The sequence below is a fragment of the Pseudomonas sp. PSKL.D1 genome (genome assembly GCF_028898945.1).
Lineage (GTDB): Bacteria > Pseudomonadota > Gammaproteobacteria > Pseudomonadales > Pseudomonadaceae > Aquipseudomonas.
Window position 1 is genome coordinate 691211 of sequence record NZ_CP118607.1, and the last position, 15628, is coordinate 706838.

A 15628-nucleotide genomic window follows, 5' to 3' on the forward strand; every position below is an offset into this window, starting at 1 on the left:
TCCGCTCCTACAAAGGCGCAGCCCACCCTGTAGGAGCGGATTCATCCGCGATGGGCTGCAACGCAGCCCCAGGTCCATCAACGCTTGCGCAGGCTATCCAGCAGCTTGTGCGTCGGATACCCATCCGCCGGCCACCCCAGCGCCTGCTGGGCATTGCGGATCGCTTTACGGGTATTGGCCCCAATGATGCCATCCGGGTTACCCGCCTCATGCCCGCTGGCATTCAGCAAATTCTGCAACTCCAACCGCTCGCTACGGCTCAGCGGCAGGTCATCCTTCGGCCAGCTACCGGCAATGAAGCCCCAGCCGGTAAAACGATCCCCCAGCAAACTCACCGCCAGTGCGTACGACGACGAATTGTTGTACTTGAGGATGGCGCGGAAGTTGTCCAGTACCAAAAACGCCGGGCCACGGGCGCCAGCTGGCAGCAGCAGGGCGGCCGAAAGTTGGCTGCTGTTCGCTGGCAACTGAGTGCCTGCCGGCAGTTTTACGCCCAGTTGCATCCACTCGCTGACCGGCTTGCGTTGCGCGCCATCAGCCAGCCACCAGTCGAAGCCTGCCGGCACCTGAACTTCAAAGCCCCACGGTTGGCCGCGCTTCCAGCCCGAGCTTTGCAAGTAGTGGGCGGTAGATGCCAGGGCGTCAGGGGTGCTTTTCCAGATATCCCGGCGGCCGTCGCCGTCGAAGTCCACCGCATGGGTGTTGTAGGTAGTCGGGATGAATTGCGTCTGGCCCATGGCGCCGGCCCAGGAACCGAGCATGGCTTCGGGCTGGATGTCACCGTGCTGGATGATCTGCAGGGCAGCAATCAGCTGGTCCTGCGCGAACTGCGGGCGACGCCCCTCGTAGGCCAGGGTTGCCAGCGAGCGGATGACCGATTTGCTGCCCTGGAACTGGCCAAAGTTGCTCTCCATGCCCCACACCGAAACCAGCACCTGCCGGTCGACGCCGTAGCGTTGTTCGAGGCGGCTGAGCAGTTCGGCATTCTGCTCCAGCAGCTTCTTGCCATTACGCACACGCAGCGGCGACAGGGCGCCATCGAGGTATTCCCACACCGGGCGGGTGAATTCGGGCTGGCTGCGGTCGGCTTTGATCACGTCCATGTCTGGCGTGACGCCAAGGAATGCGCGATCGAACGTGGAGGCTGAGATGCCGGCTTGCAAGGCCTGCTGGCGGAACCCGGCCTGCCATTGGGCGAAGGTTTGCAGCGGCTGGATTTCGGTGCTCACGTCTGGCGTGGCGGTGGGCAGGGTTACCACGGGTGCGGGCTGGGCAGGGGCCAGCGGCAGGGCGTCGGCGGCGGTGGGTTTCTCCGCGCAGGCGACGAGCAGGATGAAGCTGGAGGCCGCGATCAGTTGGCGGGATTTCCAACGGGGGAGGAGACTCAATGGCATGCACAGATCCAGAAATTCAGGTCAGGTGACGACCATATCATGCCTGCGCTTTCGATGCTTTCATGCGGCCAAAAAGTAAGAAACCTCCCAGTCTCTCGACTGGAAGGCTTCGCGGCGGTAGCTGCCTTTGCCCTTTTCTGGCCGTTCCTGGCGGCAACGGAACAGCGGTTGGGCGATGATGGATTTGGCCTTGTTGGGGCCGTGCTTTTTCGGCTTTTTGCTCATGGTGGTGCTCCCGCGGGTGGGTGAATTGCGGGGCGGACTTTAGGGCTTGGCGCAGGGTGGGGCCAATTGATTGTGTGTATGGCTGAAATCATGGGGCTGCGAAGCGGCCCCAGCTATTCTGAAGGCAACACCAACCGCTGCCCTGCCATCAAAAGAGTCAAGCGCGACAACCCGGTCCAAGGCGAGCCTTCCGCCTGCCCCTTGATCTGCGCATCGATGCGCTGGGCATCCTGCAGCAACTGCGCCCACCGCTGTGCCGACAAACGTTGCAGGGCTTTACTGACCAACGGTCGGCGTTTGTCCCACACGGGCGGCCGGGCCTGGCTGAAAGCCTTGTCCAGCGGCACACCTTGGCTGAACTGCTGCGCCAAACCCGCCAACAGCCGCAATTCACGGGCCAGGGCCCAAAGAATCACAGGCGGCTCCACCCCCTCACCACGCAGGCCTTCAAGCATGCGCAAGGCATGGGCGGCCTCACCATTGAGAATGGCATCGACCAGGCCGAATACGTCAAAGCGTGCGCTGTCGGCCACGGCTGCCTGCACCGTTTCAACGGTGATCTGATTGCCTTCGGCCAGCAGTTTGAGCTTTTCGATTTCCTGGGCAGCGGCCAGCAGGTTGCCTTCGACCCGGGCGGCAATCAGGTCGACCGCATCACGCTGGGCACTAAGGCCCGCCTGGGACAGGCGCTGATTGATCCACTGCGGCAACTGCTGGGCGTCCACCGGCCAGATCTGGATGAATTGGCAGTGGCTACCTTCGATCAGTGCCTTGCCCCACTTGGTCTTCTGCGCGCTGCCGTCGAGCTTGGGCAGGCTGATCAGCAGCAGGGTGTCTTCGGCGGGGTTGGCGCAATATTCCATCAGTGCCGCAGCACCTTTGTCCCCCGGCTTACCGGAGGGCAGGCGCAGTTCCAGCAGGCGGCGCTGGGCAAACAGTGACAGGCTGGCACCGGCCTGGAGCAGGGTACCCCAGTCGAAGTTGGCGTCGGCGCTGAACACCTGGCGTTCGTCGAAGGCTTGCTGGCGCGCGGCGTTGCGGATGGCGTCGGCAGCTTCCTGGCACAGCAGCGGGTCGTCGCCACTGACCACGTAGACCGGGGCCAAAGTGCCTTGCAGGTGCTTGTTGAGTTGGGCGGGGGCGAGTTTCATGGGAAACAGACGGGGCACCGAAGTGCCCCGTACGGGCTTATTTGCCCAGGATTTCCAGCGGCGACTGCTGCGGCGTTTCCGCCTGTTGACGGCGTGCAGCCTCCAGCGCCGCGGCCTCGGCCTGGGCGCGTTCGTCGGCTTTACGCTGCAACTCGTCCAGCTGAGCCGGGTTGAGGTTTTGCAGGCGGGTCATCATCGCCTGTACCAGGTCGCGGCGCATGACTTCGCGGGCCTGGGTGGCCTCTTGGTCGGAACCGGTGATGTTGCCACCGTCACGCACGTAAATCTTGCGCACTTCCACCTTGTCGCTCAGCAGTTCGAGGTCGTTCAGGCCCAGAATGCTGTAGTTGAGAGTGGTGGTGAGCTCGTACTCGGCGGTGCGGCTGCCGCTGGCGTAGCTGGCTGAACGCTCGTCTTCACGCTCGTTGGTCAGGCGCAAGCGGTATGGTGCACCGGTGTGCACGTTCACGCCGCTGCGTTCGAGGGCCGCGCGCAGCTGGGCCACGGTCTGGCCGTAGGCATTGCGTGCGCTGACGTCCATTTCCTTGATGCTCAATTCGTTGGTGCCGGTGCCGCGCAGCTGGAAACCGCAGGCGCTGAGCATGACCGCCAGGCCTATTACCAGCAAATTGCGTTTGATCATGTTGTTGCTCCCTTGTGGGCCTTGACCGCCCACCCGCATCGTTACGGGTGGGCGTTGCCATCAGTTGGCTACGATGTTGACCAGCTTGCCCGGTACCACGATGACCTTGCGGATGGTCAGGCCATCGATGAAACGCAGGACATTTTCGTTGCTGCGGGCGGCGGCTTCGATTTCTTCGCGGCTGGCGGCGGCCGGCATTTCGACCTGGCCACGCAGCTTGCCGTTGACCTGAACCACCAGGGTAACGGTGTCCTGTACCAGCGCAGCTTCATCGACTGCAGGCCAGCCAGCGTCGATCACGGCTTGATCGTGGCCCAGCGCCTTCCACAGCTCGTGGGAGATGTGCGGGGTGATCGGGGCCAGCAGCAGGGTCACGGCCTCCAGGCCTTCCTGCAGCAGCGCACGGTCCTGTTCGGTGCCCTGCGGGGCCTTTTCCAGCACGTTCATCACGGTCATCACTTGAGCGATGGCTGTGTTGAACTTGTGGAACTGGCCCACGTCGGTGCTGGCCTGCTTGATGGCGGCGTGGATAGCACGGCGGATGGCCTTCTGCTCGTCGCTCAGGGCGGCGATGTCCAGTTTGCCCGGCAGCCCTTGGCTGACGTGGGCCTGGGCCAGGCGCCAGACACGGCGCAGGAAGCGGCTGGCACCTTCTACGCCAGAGTCGGACCATTCCAGGCTCATGTCGGGCGGCGAGGCGAACATCATGAACAGGCGGCAGGTGTCGGCACCGTAGGCGTCGATCATCGACTGCGGGTCGACGCCGTTGTTCTTCGACTTCGACATCTTCTCGGTGCCGCCGATTTCCACTGGCAGGCCGTCGGTTTTCAGGCGTGCGCCAATGATCTTGGCCTTGGCATCACGCTCGATTTCGACATCGGCCGGGTTGAACCAGTCCTTGCCGCCGTTGCTGGCCACGCGGTAGTAAGTCTCGGCGACCACCATGCCTTGGGTCAGCAGATTCTTGAACGGCTCGTTGGAGGTGACCAGGCCCTCGTCACGCATCAGCTTGTGGAAGAAGCGTGCATACAGCAGGTGCAGGATCGCGTGCTCGATACCACCGATGTACTGATCGACCGGCAGCCAGTGGTTGGCCGCTTTCGGGTCGACCAGGCCTTTGTCGTAGTTCGGCGAAGCGTAGCGGGCGAAGTACCAGGACGATTCCACGAAGGTGTCCATGGTGTCGGTTTCGCGCTTGGCTGCAGTGCCGCATTTAGGGCAAGTGCAGTCGTAGAACTCTGGCATGCGCGCCAGCGGCGAACCGGCGCCGTCCGGCACCACGTTTTCTGGCAGCGTGACTGGCAGTTGGTCTTCCGGTACTGGCACGTCGCCGCAGGACGGGCAGTGGATGATCGGGATCGGGCAGCCCCAGTAGCGCTGGCGGCTGATGCCCCAGTCGCGCAGACGGAACTGGGTACGCGATTTGCCCAGTTCCTTGCGGATCAAGGCCGCTTCGATGGCGTCGAAGGCGCCCGCGAAGTCCAGGCCGTCGAACTCGCCGGAGTTGATCAGTTGGCCATGCTCGCCATAGGCAGCCAGCCACTCGCTGCCGACTTCGTCGCCCGCGCTGGTGCGCACCACGGCTTTGACCGGCAGGTTGTACTTGTGGGCGAACTCGAAGTCACGCTCGTCGTGGGCCGGCACGGCCATTACAGCGCCATCACCGTAGTGCATCAGCACGTAGTTGGCTACCCATACCGGCAGCTTCTCGCCGGTCAGCGGGTGCTCGACCAGCAGGGAAGTGGCCATGCCTTTCTTCTCTTGCGTGGCCATGTCGGCTTCGGCAACGCTGCCGCTTTTGCATTCGTCGATGAACGCCTGCAATGCCGGGTTGCCCTGGGCTGCCTGAGTGGCCAGCGGGTGCTCGGCGGCGACGGCGACGTAGGTGGCGCCCATCAGCGTGTCTGGGCGGGTGGTGAAGACCTTCAGGGCACCCTCGTGGCCGATGGTCGCCTGGTCGTACGGGAACTGCACTTCCATGCCGCGCGACTTGCCGATCCAGTTGCGCTGCATGGTCTTGACCTGTTCAGGCCAGCCCGGCAGCTCGTCGAGGCTTTCCAGCAGCTCGTCGGCGTAGTCGGTGATGCGGAAGTAGTACATCGGGATTTCGCGCTTCTCGATCAGCGCGCCCGAACGCCAGCCGCGGCCATCGATGACCTGCTCGTTGGCCAGTACGGTCTGGTCCGCCGGGTCCCAGTTCACGGTACCGTTCTTGCGGTAGATGATGCCTTTTTCGAACAGGCGGGTGAACAGCCACTGCTCCCAACGGTAGTAGTCAGGCTTGCAGGTGGTGACTTCACGTGCCCAGTCGATGGCAAGGCCCAGGCTCTTGAGCTGGGTCTTCATGTAGTCGATGTTTTCGTACGTCCACTTGGCCGGGGCGACGTTGTTCTTCATCGCCGCGTTTTCCGCGGGCATGCCGAAGGCGTCCCAGCCCATCGGTTGCAGGACGTTTTTGCCCAGCATGCGCTGGTAGCGGGCAATCACGTCGCCGATGGTGTAGTTGCGCACGTGGCCCATGTGTAGCTTGCCGCTCGGGTACGGGAACATCGACAGGCAGTAGTACGTGTCCTTGCCTGGCTGTTCGGTAACAGCGAACGATTGTTGCTCGTCCCAGAACTTCTGGGCGGCGGCTTCGATATCACGGGGCGTGTATTGTTCGTGCATGGCTACTTTTTGGCTGAGAGAAAAGAGACCTTGATCCAGGCAGCGGAACCTCGCTGCGTCCGGCACTCCGGTGTCGTGAGAGTGAACGCCGTAGCATACAGCAGCGCCGCACATCGTGGGAAACCCTGATTGCGAATGCCCGCTGGTCGCGGCGCCCGGCTGCTTTTTTCAGCAACGCTAAGCTCAGGTGTGGGGGGAGATATTCTTACCTTCAATGAGGTGAACGGATGGGAGAGACGCAGCTACCCGCAAACAAACCGGAGCTTTACGAACGCCTGATCGACCGTCTTGGCTTGGCGCTGGAAACTGCCAGGACATCGGTGCGATTGCGCGACGAGATGCCAGCCGAGCTGGAGTTGCGTGGCCTGAGCCGCGCAGAGTTCGACGTGATCAAGGCCTACCTGGAGTCACTCCCGGAACGCCGCCATGCCTGTGCCGGAACATTCCCGCAAGCGGAACCGGCAACGGCAAAGATCATCTGGCTCAAGGACAAGAAACGCACCGCCACCACGGCGAGTTCCAGGACGCTGCATCGCTAGCCGTTCAGGGCGCCAGACGCTGGTTTATGCGCGCCGGTTCTTCACTACACCTTCTTGCGATCGACGCCGGCCGGCGTACTTGTTGACCGGTGTCGATCCACTTAGGCTGCACGCCTGCCAAGGAGGTGTGGCCGATGCCGCTCAGATATTTCATCAAACAATGGTTGATGCCGCCTGGCGTCCTGTTTCTGCTGTTGCTGGCTGCCTGGTGGCTGCGCGCGCGGCGGCCACGGCTGGCGGCGTTTTGCTTTGCCATCGGGTTAGGCGGTTTGTGGCTGATGAGTTTGCCGCTGGTGGTGCAGGAAAGTGCCCGTCTGCTGGAGACTGAGCCGGCGCTGGCGGTTGATGAGTGGGCTGGGTTGGCAGGCCGGGCGGATGCAATCGTTGTGCTTGGGGCTGGGCGCGAGCGTGGCGACCCGGCCTGGGGCGGCGAAGACCAGCCCGCCGCCACGGCACTTGAACGTATGCGCTTTGCCGCCCATTTGGCGAAGGCTTCGGGCCTGCCGTTGCTGACCAGTGGCGGGTTGCACTACGGGACGCCGCCCAGTGAAGCGCAGTTGATGGCTGATCGCCTGAAGGAAGATTTTGCCGTGGAGGTGAAATGGAAGGAGCAGGCCAGCCGCACTACGTGGGAGAACGCACGGTTCAGTGCGGATGTGTTGCAGCCACTGGGTATTCGCCGAGTGGTGGTGGTTACCCAGGCGTGGCACATGCCCCGTGCGCGCTGGAGCTTTGAGCAGGCCGGTTTCGAGGTGGTGCCGGCACCGGTGGGGTTCCTGGGCCGGGACCATGCGCGGCCGTTTGGCGGGTTGTTGCCGGAGAGCAGGGCCATTTGGCAGAGCGGGCAGTTGTTGAACGAGTGGGTGGGTTTGGTGGGGTATCGGGTGTTTTATTGAGTTTTGGGGTGCTTGGGATGGCCTCTCGCGGATAAATCCGCTCCTACAGGGGGCCGTTGCGGATGAGCTCGTTTCGGCGACATCCTGTAGGAGCGGATTTATCCGCGATGGGCCGCAAAGCGGCCCCTATTACACAGTCTTGGCTATCCGCCCCGCCGCCAACGCCCACCCCAGCAACAACACACAAACGATCGCCAGCGGCCACGACCGCCACTGCAGATACGGCGTCAATTGCTGCATCGGCACCACTTCGCCATACAACACCGCCCGCTGGAACTGCGGAACTTCTGCCGTAATCCGCCCAAACGGGTCAATCAGCGCCGTCACGCCATTGTTGGTGGCCCGGATCATCCAGCGGCCGGCCTCCAGCGCGCGGAACTGGGCCATCTGCAAGTGCTGTAGCGGGCCGATGGAGGTGCCAAACCAAGTGTCGTTGCTGATGGTCAGCAACAGATCGCTGCGCGCAGCCAGGCCCGCTGCGAACTCGGGGTACACCACTTCGTAGCAGATGTACGGTGCAATCTGATAGCCCTTGGCCTGCAGCAGAGGCTGGTCTTCCGGCCCGCGGGCAAAGTCCGACATCGGCAGGTTGAAAAACTCGATCAGGCCGCGCAGCACATCTTGCAGCGGCACGTACTCGCCAAATGGCACCAGCTTTTGCTTCAGGTAGGTCCCATCGCCTTCGCCAGTCACAGTGACGCCGTTGTAGTACCGGCGCTGGTGGTGCACCACTTCACGTACCGGGACGCCGGTGATCAGGGCTGAATGCCGGTCGGCGGCGAAGCGGCCCATTACGTCGATGTAGCCTTGCGCCTGGTCCTTGAGTACCGGTACGGCCGTTTCTGGCCACACCAGCAAATCCACAGGTTTTGAGCTGAAACTCATGTCGCGGTACAGCGCCAGTTGCGCGTCGATGTGCGCCGGGTCCCATTTCAGGTCCTGTTCGACGTTGCCTTGCAGTGCCGCCACCTTGAGCGGCTCGCCCGCAGGCTTGGTCCAGGCATGCTGTTTGAGCGCAAGGCCGGTGACCCAAGGGGCAAGCAGCAACACTACGCCAATGGCCAGGAACGACGGCCGGGCGCGCAGGCGGTGCAGGTTGCACAGCAGCGCGGCGGTCAGCGCCAGGGCGAAGGACACCAGCCACACACCGCCCACTGGCGCCAGGCCAGCCAACGGGCCGTCCAGCTGGCTGTAACCGGCATACAACCAAGGGAAACCGGTCAGGAACCAACCGCGGAAGGCTTCTTGCAGCAGCCACAGTGCCGCGAAGCACAAGGCGTCAGCCAATGGCGCCTCGCTGCGGCGCAACCAGCGTGCCCACAGCCAGGTGGGCAGAGCGAAGAACCAGGCAAGCGCCGCGAAGAATGCCAGCAGCAGCACGATCGCCAGCAAGGGCGAAGCGCCGCCGTAGGTGGTCATGCTGACGTAGATCCACCAGGTGCCGGCGCCATACAGGCCGAAACCGAAGTGCCAGCCGCGCCACATGGCCTGGCGCGGGCTGAGCTCGCGCAGGCCAAGGTAGAGCAGGGCGATGGACAAGATGGCCAGCGGCCAGATGTCGAACGGCGCCAGGGCCAGGAGGGTGGATGCGCCGGCCGCCATGGCCAGCAGGTTACCGGGCCAGCCGGGGCGGGTGATCCAACGCATGTTAGTCCTTAACGGGTGACCGGAGTCAGGCGCAGCAAGTGTATCCGCCGGCTGTCGGCGTTGAGAATGCGGAACTTGTAGGCGCCGATCTCGGTAGTTTCATTGCGCTTGGGCAAGTGACCGAAGGCACTCATCACCAGGCCGCCGACCGTGTCGAACTCATCGTCGGAGAATTCGCTGTCGAAGAACTCGTTGAAGTTGTCGATCGGGGTCAGCGCCTTGACCAGGAAGTCGCCGCTTGGCAGCGGCTTGATGTAGCTGTCTTCCTCGACGTCATGCTCGTCCTCGATGTCGCCGACGATCTGCTCGAGCACGTCTTCGATGGTCACCAGGCCCGCCACGCCGCCGTATTCGTCGATGACGATGGCCATGTGGTTGTGGTTGGCGCGGAACTCGCGCAGCAGCACGTTCAGGCGCTTCGACTCGGGCACGAAGGTGGCCGGGCGCAGCAGGTCCTTGATGTTGAAGCTGTCGCCGTTCTCTTTGAGGATCAGCGGTAGCAGGTCTTTGGCCAGCAGGATCCCGAGCACATCGTCGTGGCTTTCGCCGATCACCGGGTAGCGCGAGTGGGCGGCGTCGATGACGGCCGGCAGGAACTCGCGTGGCGACTGGGTAGCCTTGATGCTGATCATTTGCGAGCGCGGGACCATGATGTCGCGCACCTGCAGGTCGGCGACCTGGATGGCGCCTTCGACGATGGTCAGCGCTTCGCTGTCGAGCAGCTTGTTCTGATGGGCTTCGCGCAGCAGCTCCAGCAGCTCCTGGCGGTTTTTCGGCTCATGGGCAAAAGCCTGGGTCAGTTTACCCAGCCAGGACTTTTGCCCGTTGCTCGATCGATCTTCGCTCATGGCGGTTCTCGTGATCCTTGCAGTATCAGTGTGTGAAAGATTCGTTTTCATCATCGGCATACGGGTCGGGGTGACCCAGTTCTGCCAGCAATTCCCGTTCCAGTGCTTCCATTTCCTCGGCTTCCTCATCTTCGATGTGGTCATAGCCAAGCAGGTGCAGGCAGCCGTGAATGACCAGGTGTGCCCAGTGTGCTTCGAGCGATTTGCCCTGTTCGGCGGCTTCGCGCTCCACCACCTGCACGCAGATCACCAGGTCGCCCAGCAGCGGAATGTCGAGTAGGTCGTCGGGGACGTCGGCCGGGAAGGACAACACATTGGTTGCGTAGTCCTTGTGCCGGTAGGTGTGATTCAGCTCGCGGCCTTCGGCTTCGTCGACCAGACGAATGGTCATTTCCGAATCGGCAGTGCGCTGGCGCAAGGCCAGCTCACACCAGCGGCGGAAGGCAGCGTCATCCGGGGCGGCAGCGTCCGTGGCCCGTTGCAGATCGAGTTCAAGCATCTTTGCCGGGCGCCTCGGGCTTGGCCTGCTGGGCTTCGAAGCGGTCATAGGCTTCGACAATGCGCTGCACCAGTGGGTGACGAACCACATCTTTGGGTTGGAAGTGGGTAAAACTGATACCCGGTACATCCTTGAGCACCCCGATCACATGAGCCAAACCCGACTTGGTGCCACGCGGCAGGTCGACCTGGGTGATGTCACCGGTGATCACCGCCGTGGAGCCGAAGCCGATACGGGTGAGGAACATCTTCATCTGCTCAAGCGTGGTGTTCTGGCTTTCGTCGAGGATGATGAAGCTGTTGTTCAGCGTACGGCCGCGCATGTAGGCCAGCGGGGCGATCTCGATCACCTGGCGCTCGATGAGCTTGGCCACGTGCTCGAAGCCGAGCATTTCATACAGGGCGTCGTACAGCGGGCGCAGGTACGGGTCGATCTTCTGGGCCAGGTCGCCGGGCAGGAAGCCAAGCTTTTCGCCAGCCTCGACCGCCGGGCGCACCAGCAGGATGCGGCGTACTTGCTCGCGCTCCAGCGCATCGACCGCGCAGGCCACTGCCAGGTAAGTCTTGCCGGTACCTGCCGGGCCAATGCCGAAGTTGATGTCGTTGGCGAGGATTTCCTTGACGTAACGCTGCTGGTTGACCCCGCGCGGGCGAATGTTGCCTTTGCGCGTGCGCAGTGAAACGCTGACCTCGTTAACCGCCGGGTTGTCGATGTTCTCGACCGTGGATTCCTGCAGGTACAGGTGCACGGTTTCCGGCGACAGCTCGCTGCCCTTGGCCTCGCGGTAGAGGCGGCGCAGCAGTTGCTCGGCAGCGGAGGTGGTCTTGGGTTCGCCGATCAGTTCGAACTGATTGCCACGGTTGCGGATTTCGATGGCAAGGCGCTGTTCGATCAGGCGCAGGTGCTCGTCGAACTGGCCGCACAGGTTGGCGAAACGGTGGGCCTCGAAAGGTTCGAGGATGAAACGATGGGGTTGTATGGGTGCGTTCAAGGTCGTTTTTAGCCGCTCGACGGCAATGAAGGTGAACTCAAGAATAACCCTTGAAGGGCAGTGGCGAAAGCACTGAAACGATCAAGGGTATTTACAGCCTGTTACGGCCGCTTTGCGGGAGGCTTGCGCCTACAGCGAAGAGGCTGGCACTGCTATGATGCCCCCCTTTTCTTACGCATGTGTTATCCCGCCCGCCATGACCAAACGCGAACCCGCCATCTACAAAGTGATCTTCCTCAACCAGGGGCAGGTCTTCGAGATGTATGCCAAGCAGATTTACCAAAGCGACCTGTGGGGGTTTCTGGAAATCGAAGAGTTCGTCTTCGGCGAGCGCACCCAGGTGGTGGTTGACCCGAGCGAAGAAAAACTCAAGAACCAGTTCGAAGGGGTTATCCGCAGCTTCGTGCCGATGCACTCGATCGTGCGCATTGATGAAGTGGAGCGCCTGGGCACGGCCAAGATCAGCGAAGCCAAGGGCGGCGGCAATGTGATGCCGTTCCCGATGCCGATGCCGGAAAAGTAAGGCGAGTCAGGGAAGGGGCGAGAACGGTGTACGCCCTTCGGCGTTCTGCAGCTCCAGCAGGTATTTGCGGAAAATCTGGCCGAGTACCTGAGTGGCGTGTTCCAGCTCGTCGCGGGGCATCTGCTCGGTGACTTCGTCAGCCATGTCCAGCGCGTCTTCCGCGCCGTTGACCGCAGCCATTTTCAGCAGGATGTAGGCCTGAACATTGTTGGCCTTGACCCCTTCGCCATGGAAGAACATGGCACCCAGGCGGTACTGGGCTTGGGCATGGCCCTGCAGCGAGGCCTTTTCGAACCAGTCGAGGGCCTTTTTCAAGTCCTTGGGCGTTTGCGTGTAGTAGTGCTCGCCCAGCTCGAACTGCGCTTGGGCGTCCCCGGTTGCTGCCGTTTCTTCGCAGGCCTTCAGCGCAACCGCCATGTCCTCTGGCTGGACATTGAGCGTGCAGCGGCCCGTTGCCGGAATCAGCAACGAGTTACCACCCTCTGCCAGTGCCAGCAGGGGCTGAAGAAGCAACAGGCAGCCCATGGTCAGGGCGCGGCCGGTGCGGTTCATGGGGATCGACTTACCTCTGCAAAGCTGCGGCCAATGTCTCTGGTGGCACATTATGGGATAAGCAGCGCCAACCTTACAAAGTTTTACTCGAAAATCTGTGTTGGTGGGGGAAAGGGCTGAAGGGATTTGTTGGCTGTGCGGGCCTCTCGCGGATGAATCCGCTCCTACAGGATTGGTGTAGGAGCGGATTTATCCGCGATGAAGCTAACCTTACTTCAACTTGGCAAACGCCTTCTCAGCCGCATCCAGCGTGATCTGCAACTCTTTCTCACCGTGCGCAATCGACGTGAAACCAGCCTCGAACGCACTCGGCGCCAGGTACACACCACCTTCAAGCATCAGGTGGAAGAAGCGCTTGAAGCGCTCGGCATCGCTGGCCATCACGTCGTCGAAGGTGACGATGTCGTCGGCACCGCTGAAATACAGGCCGAACATCGCGCCCGCCTGGGTAGTGACGAACGGCACGCCAGCGGCATCGGCGCGCTGCTGCAGGCCATCGAGCATGCGGCTGGTGTAAGCGCTGAGTTCGTCGTGGAAGCCTGGGCGGCTGATCAGTTTGAGGGTGGTCAGGCCGGCGGCCATGGCCAGCGGGTTGCCCGACAAGGTGCCGGCCTGATAGACCGGGCCGAGCGGGGCGATGCAGCCCATGATTTCACGCTTGCCGCCGAAGCAACCGACCGGCATGCCGCCGCCGACGATCTTGCCGAAGGTCGACAGGTCCGGGGTGATGCCGTAGTAGCCCTGGGCGCCGCCCAGCGAAACGCGAAAGCCGGTCATCACTTCGTCGAAGATCAGCACCACGCCATGCTTGTCGCACTGCTCGCGCAGGCCTTCAAGGAAGCCTGGCGCCGGGGGGACGCAGTTCATGTTGCCGGCCACCGGCTCGACGATGATGCACGCCACGGTCTGGCCGACTTCGGCCAGGGTCTTCTCGACCGCGGCGATGTCGTTGAACGGCAGGGTCAGGGTGTGCTTGGCAAAGTCGGCAGGTACGCCGGCCGAGCTCGGTACGCCCTGGGTCAACAGGCCGGAACCGGCTTTGACCAGCAGGCTGTCGGAGTGGCCGTGGTAGCAGCCTTCGAACTTGATGATGGCATCGCGGCCGGTGTAGCCACGGGCCAGGCGAATGGCGCTCATGGTGGCTTCGGTACCGGAGCTGACCATGCGCACCATTTCCATGGATGGCACCAGCGAACAGACCAGGTCGGCCATCTCGGTTTCCATGGCGGTCGGCGCGCCGTAGGACAGGCCGTGCTGCAGTTGGTTGCGCACCGCATCGAGCACGTCCGGGTGGCCGTGGCCGAGAATCATCGGCCCCCAGGAGCCCACGTAGTCGACATAGCGCTTGTCATCTTCGTCGACAACATAGGCGCCTTCGGCGTGTTTGAAGAACAGCGGAGTGCCGCCAACGCTCTTGAAAGCGCGGACCGGCGAGTTGACGCCGCCCGGGATGTGCTTCTGGGCTTGGGCGAACAGGGATTCGGAACGGGACATGGGGTCTTCTCTCGAAATCAGGAAGCGAACAGGGCGTTGAAGGCGCGAGCGCGGCGGGTGACTTCCTGCGCGCTGTCTGCACCAAACAAGCCGTGGATCACCGCCAGCAGGTCGGCGCCGTGGGCGACCAACGGGGCGGCGTTGTCGAGGGTGATGCCACCGATCACGGCGATCGGCAGTTTGACCTGGGCGCGGGCCTGCTCCAACAGTTCTACGTTGGCGGCCGGTGCACCGGGTTTGGTCACGGAATTGAAGAAGCGGCCAAAGGCAACGTAGCTGGCGCCTTCGCTGGCGGCTTGTCGGGCCAGTTCAAGTTGCGCGTGGCAGGTCGAGCCGATGATGGCCTTGCGGCCGAGGAGGGCACGGGCCGGAGTCAGCGGCCCGTCGGTCTGGCCCAGGTGCAGGCCGACGCCCAGGCGTGCCGCCAGTTCGGCATCATCGTTGATGATCAGCTGGGTGCCGTAGCGTTCGCACAGCTTCATCAGCGCTTCGGCTTCACGCAGGCGGCGGGCCTCGTCGTCGCTCTTGTCGCGGTATTGCAGCAGGCATACGCCGCCTTCCAGCGCGGCCTCGACGTGGGACAGGAAGCGGCCGGCCAGCAGTTGGCTGTCGGTAATCGCGTACAGACCGCGTAGCTTCATGTGAAAGCCTCGTATCAGGAACAGAAATCCAGGGGCAGGCGGCGCGGTACGAACTGGCCTTTGCCAAGCTGTTCTGCGTCGCGCAGGGTGCGCCAGGTGTAATCCAGGGCGCTGCGTACAGCGCTTTTCAGTTCTTCGCCCAGTGCAAGGCGGCCGGCCAGGGCGCTGGCGAGCGTGCAACCCGAACCATGGTAGCTGCCCGGCAAGCGCTGGCAGGTCCAGGTGTGTTGCTGGCCATCGCGGCTGTACAGGCGGTTGTGGATTTCGTCCTCGTCGCCGTGGCCACCGGTAATCAACAGGTGTTTGCAGAACGGCAACAGTTTTTCGGCACACTCGTCGGCCGTGCCTTCGGGCAGTTCGGCAAGAATACGGGCTTCGGGCAGGTTAGGGGTGGCGATGGTGGCCAGTGGCAGCAGGCGTTCGCGCAGGGCATAGCCCACTTCGTCCTTGCCCAGCCGGCCACCGCCACCGGCGCGCAGTACCGGGTCGCATACCAGCGGCAGGTGCGGGTGCGCAGCCAGCAGTTCGGCGACGGTATCGACCATCTGGATCGAGCCGAGCATGCCCAGCTTGACGGCGGCCACGGTGGAGTCGGCAAGCACGGCATTGGCCTGGGCCAATACCCACTCGCGGTCGAGCACGCGGAAGTCGGAAACGTTGACGGTATCCTGAACGGTCAGGGCGGTCACCGCGGGTGCGGCGTGGCATCCTTGGGCGATCAGGGCTTCGATATCTGCCTGCAAGCCGGCACCGCCACTTGGGTCGTGGCCGGAGAGACAGAGGACAACGGGGCGGGAGCTGTAGGTATTCATGGTCGGCGAGCTTACCACCAAAGCGATTTGCGCGGATCGTCCTACAAACGGATTTTGTTGATCGAGCGGTCAGTTTAATGATTGTGACTGCTCTGAAAGTGCTGTT

General features: G+C 62.7%; 16 protein-coding genes. 3 read left to right on the top strand and 13 right to left on the bottom strand.

Annotated features, from left to right (window positions below):
* Nucleotides 1-77: 77 nt before the first annotated feature.
* The 5 genes from PVV54_RS02910 to leuS form a co-directional block, all read right to left on the bottom strand.
* Entirely contained in the window at nt 78-1394 is a 1317-nt protein-coding gene (locus PVV54_RS02910; protein WP_274908518.1) for a lytic murein transglycosylase, read from the bottom strand.
* Nucleotides 1395-1454: 60 nt separating this feature from the next.
* Nucleotides 1455-1619, bottom strand: coding sequence for an alternative ribosome rescue factor ArfA (gene arfA / locus PVV54_RS02915; RefSeq protein ID WP_274908519.1), 165 nt, complete (start codon nt 1617-1619; stop codon nt 1455-1457).
* A 113-nt stretch (nt 1620-1732) separates the two neighbouring features.
* Nucleotides 1733-2770, bottom strand: a complete 1038-nt coding sequence (gene holA, locus PVV54_RS02920; protein WP_274908520.1) for a DNA polymerase III subunit delta — start codon at nt 2768-2770, stop codon at nt 1733-1735.
* Nucleotides 2771-2807: 37 nt separating this feature from the next.
* Nucleotides 2808-3413 carry an LPS-assembly lipoprotein LptE gene (locus PVV54_RS02925; protein ID WP_274908521.1) on the bottom strand — a complete coding sequence of 202 codons (606 nt, stop codon included), beginning with the start codon at nt 3411-3413 and terminating at the stop codon, nt 2808-2810.
* A 60-nt stretch (nt 3414-3473) separates the two neighbouring features.
* Nucleotides 3474-6080: a leucine--tRNA ligase gene (leuS, locus tag PVV54_RS02930; protein WP_274908522.1), complete on the bottom strand. Its 2607-nt coding sequence runs from the start codon at nt 6078-6080 to the stop codon at nt 3474-3476.
* A gap of 227 nt (nt 6081-6307) precedes the next feature.
* On the opposite strand from leuS, the gene PVV54_RS02935 reads away from it, so the two are divergent.
* Both PVV54_RS02935 and PVV54_RS02940 read left to right on the top strand, forming a co-directional pair.
* The gene (locus PVV54_RS02935) at nt 6308-6619 is read left to right on the top strand and encodes a hypothetical protein (protein WP_274908523.1); all 312 of its coding nucleotides are present in this window, start codon (nt 6308-6310) and stop codon (nt 6617-6619) included.
* A 134-nt stretch (nt 6620-6753) separates the two neighbouring features.
* Nucleotides 6754-7515: a YdcF family protein gene (locus PVV54_RS02940; RefSeq protein WP_274908524.1), complete on the top strand. Its 762-nt coding sequence runs from the start codon at nt 6754-6756 to the stop codon at nt 7513-7515.
* A 129-nt stretch (nt 7516-7644) separates the two neighbouring features.
* Here the strand turns inward: PVV54_RS02940 and lnt are convergent, their stop codons facing one another.
* The 4 genes from lnt to PVV54_RS02960 are packed head-to-tail and all read right to left on the bottom strand — an operon-like array spanning nt 7645 to nt 11500.
* Nucleotides 7645-9162, bottom strand: coding sequence for an apolipoprotein N-acyltransferase (gene lnt, locus PVV54_RS02945; protein WP_274908525.1), 1518 nt, complete (start codon nt 9160-9162; stop codon nt 7645-7647).
* Between the two features lie 8 nt (nt 9163-9170).
* On the bottom strand, nt 9171-10010 hold the full coding sequence (locus PVV54_RS02950; protein WP_274908526.1) for an HlyC/CorC family transporter: 840 nt from the start codon (nt 10008-10010) through the stop codon (nt 9171-9173).
* Between the two features lie 25 nt (nt 10011-10035).
* Nucleotides 10036-10509, bottom strand: coding sequence for an rRNA maturation RNase YbeY (gene ybeY, locus PVV54_RS02955; RefSeq protein ID WP_274908527.1), 474 nt, complete (start codon nt 10507-10509; stop codon nt 10036-10038).
* Nucleotides 10502-11500 carry a PhoH family protein gene (locus PVV54_RS02960; protein WP_274908528.1) on the bottom strand — a complete coding sequence of 333 codons (999 nt, stop codon included), beginning with the start codon at nt 11498-11500 and terminating at the stop codon, nt 10502-10504. Before PVV54_RS02960 ends, ybeY begins: the two co-directional genes overlap by 8 nt.
* 196 nt (nt 11501-11696) lie before the next feature.
* Between PVV54_RS02960 and PVV54_RS02965 the strand changes: the two genes are divergently transcribed.
* Nucleotides 11697-12023, top strand: a complete 327-nt coding sequence (locus PVV54_RS02965; protein ID WP_274908529.1) for a DUF1820 family protein — start codon at nt 11697-11699, stop codon at nt 12021-12023.
* A 6-nt stretch (nt 12024-12029) separates the two neighbouring features.
* On the opposite strand, the gene PVV54_RS02970 is transcribed toward PVV54_RS02965, so the two are convergent.
* The 4 genes from PVV54_RS02970 to PVV54_RS02985 all read right to left on the bottom strand — a co-directional run bounded on the left by PVV54_RS02970 (nt 12030) and on the right by PVV54_RS02985 (nt 15522).
* On the bottom strand, nt 12030-12575 hold the full coding sequence (locus PVV54_RS02970; RefSeq protein WP_274908530.1) for a tetratricopeptide repeat protein: 546 nt from the start codon (nt 12573-12575) through the stop codon (nt 12030-12032).
* Nucleotides 12576-12785: 210 nt separating this feature from the next.
* Nucleotides 12786-14069 carry a glutamate-1-semialdehyde 2,1-aminomutase gene (hemL, locus tag PVV54_RS02975; protein ID WP_274908531.1) on the bottom strand — a complete coding sequence of 428 codons (1284 nt, stop codon included), beginning with the start codon at nt 14067-14069 and terminating at the stop codon, nt 12786-12788.
* Between the two features lie 17 nt (nt 14070-14086).
* On the bottom strand, nt 14087-14710 hold the full coding sequence (thiE, locus tag PVV54_RS02980; protein WP_274908532.1) for a thiamine phosphate synthase: 624 nt from the start codon (nt 14708-14710) through the stop codon (nt 14087-14089).
* Nucleotides 14711-14724: 14 nt separating this feature from the next.
* On the bottom strand, nt 14725-15522 hold the full coding sequence (locus tag PVV54_RS02985; protein WP_274908533.1) for a hydroxymethylpyrimidine/phosphomethylpyrimidine kinase: 798 nt from the start codon (nt 15520-15522) through the stop codon (nt 14725-14727).
* Nucleotides 15523-15628 lie beyond the last annotated feature (106 nt).

Bases quoted from the DNA above. Each gene is read 5' to 3' on its own strand.
- PVV54_RS02910 (WP_274908518.1), bottom strand. From the start codon at position 1,394: ATGCCATTGAGTCTCCTCCCCCGTTGGAAATCCCGCCAACTGATCGCG.
- arfA (WP_274908519.1), bottom strand. From the start codon at position 1,619: ATGAGCAAAAAGCCGAAAAAGCACGGCCCCAACAAGGCCAAATCCATC.
- holA (WP_274908520.1), bottom strand. From the start codon at position 2,770: ATGAAACTCGCCCCCGCCCAACTCAACAAGCACCTGCAAGGCACTTTG.
- PVV54_RS02925 (WP_274908521.1), bottom strand. From the start codon at position 3,413: ATGATCAAACGCAATTTGCTGGTAATAGGCCTGGCGGTCATGCTCAGC.
- leuS (WP_274908522.1), bottom strand. From the start codon at position 6,080: ATGCACGAACAATACACGCCCCGTGATATCGAAGCCGCCGCCCAGAAG.
- PVV54_RS02935 (WP_274908523.1), top strand. From the start codon at position 6,308: ATGGGAGAGACGCAGCTACCCGCAAACAAACCGGAGCTTTACGAACGC.
- PVV54_RS02940 (WP_274908524.1), top strand. From the start codon at position 6,754: ATGCCGCTCAGATATTTCATCAAACAATGGTTGATGCCGCCTGGCGTC.
- lnt (WP_274908525.1), bottom strand. From the start codon at position 9,162: ATGCGTTGGATCACCCGCCCCGGCTGGCCCGGTAACCTGCTGGCCATG.
- PVV54_RS02950 (WP_274908526.1), bottom strand. From the start codon at position 10,010: ATGAGCGAAGATCGATCGAGCAACGGGCAAAAGTCCTGGCTGGGTAAA.
- ybeY (WP_274908527.1), bottom strand. From the start codon at position 10,509: ATGCTTGAACTCGATCTGCAACGGGCCACGGACGCTGCCGCCCCGGAT.
- PVV54_RS02965 (WP_274908529.1), top strand. From the start codon at position 11,697: ATGACCAAACGCGAACCCGCCATCTACAAAGTGATCTTCCTCAACCAG.
- PVV54_RS02970 (WP_274908530.1), bottom strand. From the start codon at position 12,575: ATGAACCGCACCGGCCGCGCCCTGACCATGGGCTGCCTGTTGCTTCTT.
- hemL (WP_274908531.1), bottom strand. From the start codon at position 14,069: ATGTCCCGTTCCGAATCCCTGTTCGCCCAAGCCCAGAAGCACATCCCG.
- thiE (WP_274908532.1), bottom strand. From the start codon at position 14,710: ATGAAGCTACGCGGTCTGTACGCGATTACCGACAGCCAACTGCTGGCC.
- PVV54_RS02985 (WP_274908533.1), bottom strand. From the start codon at position 15,522: ATGAATACCTACAGCTCCCGCCCCGTTGTCCTCTGTCTCTCCGGCCAC.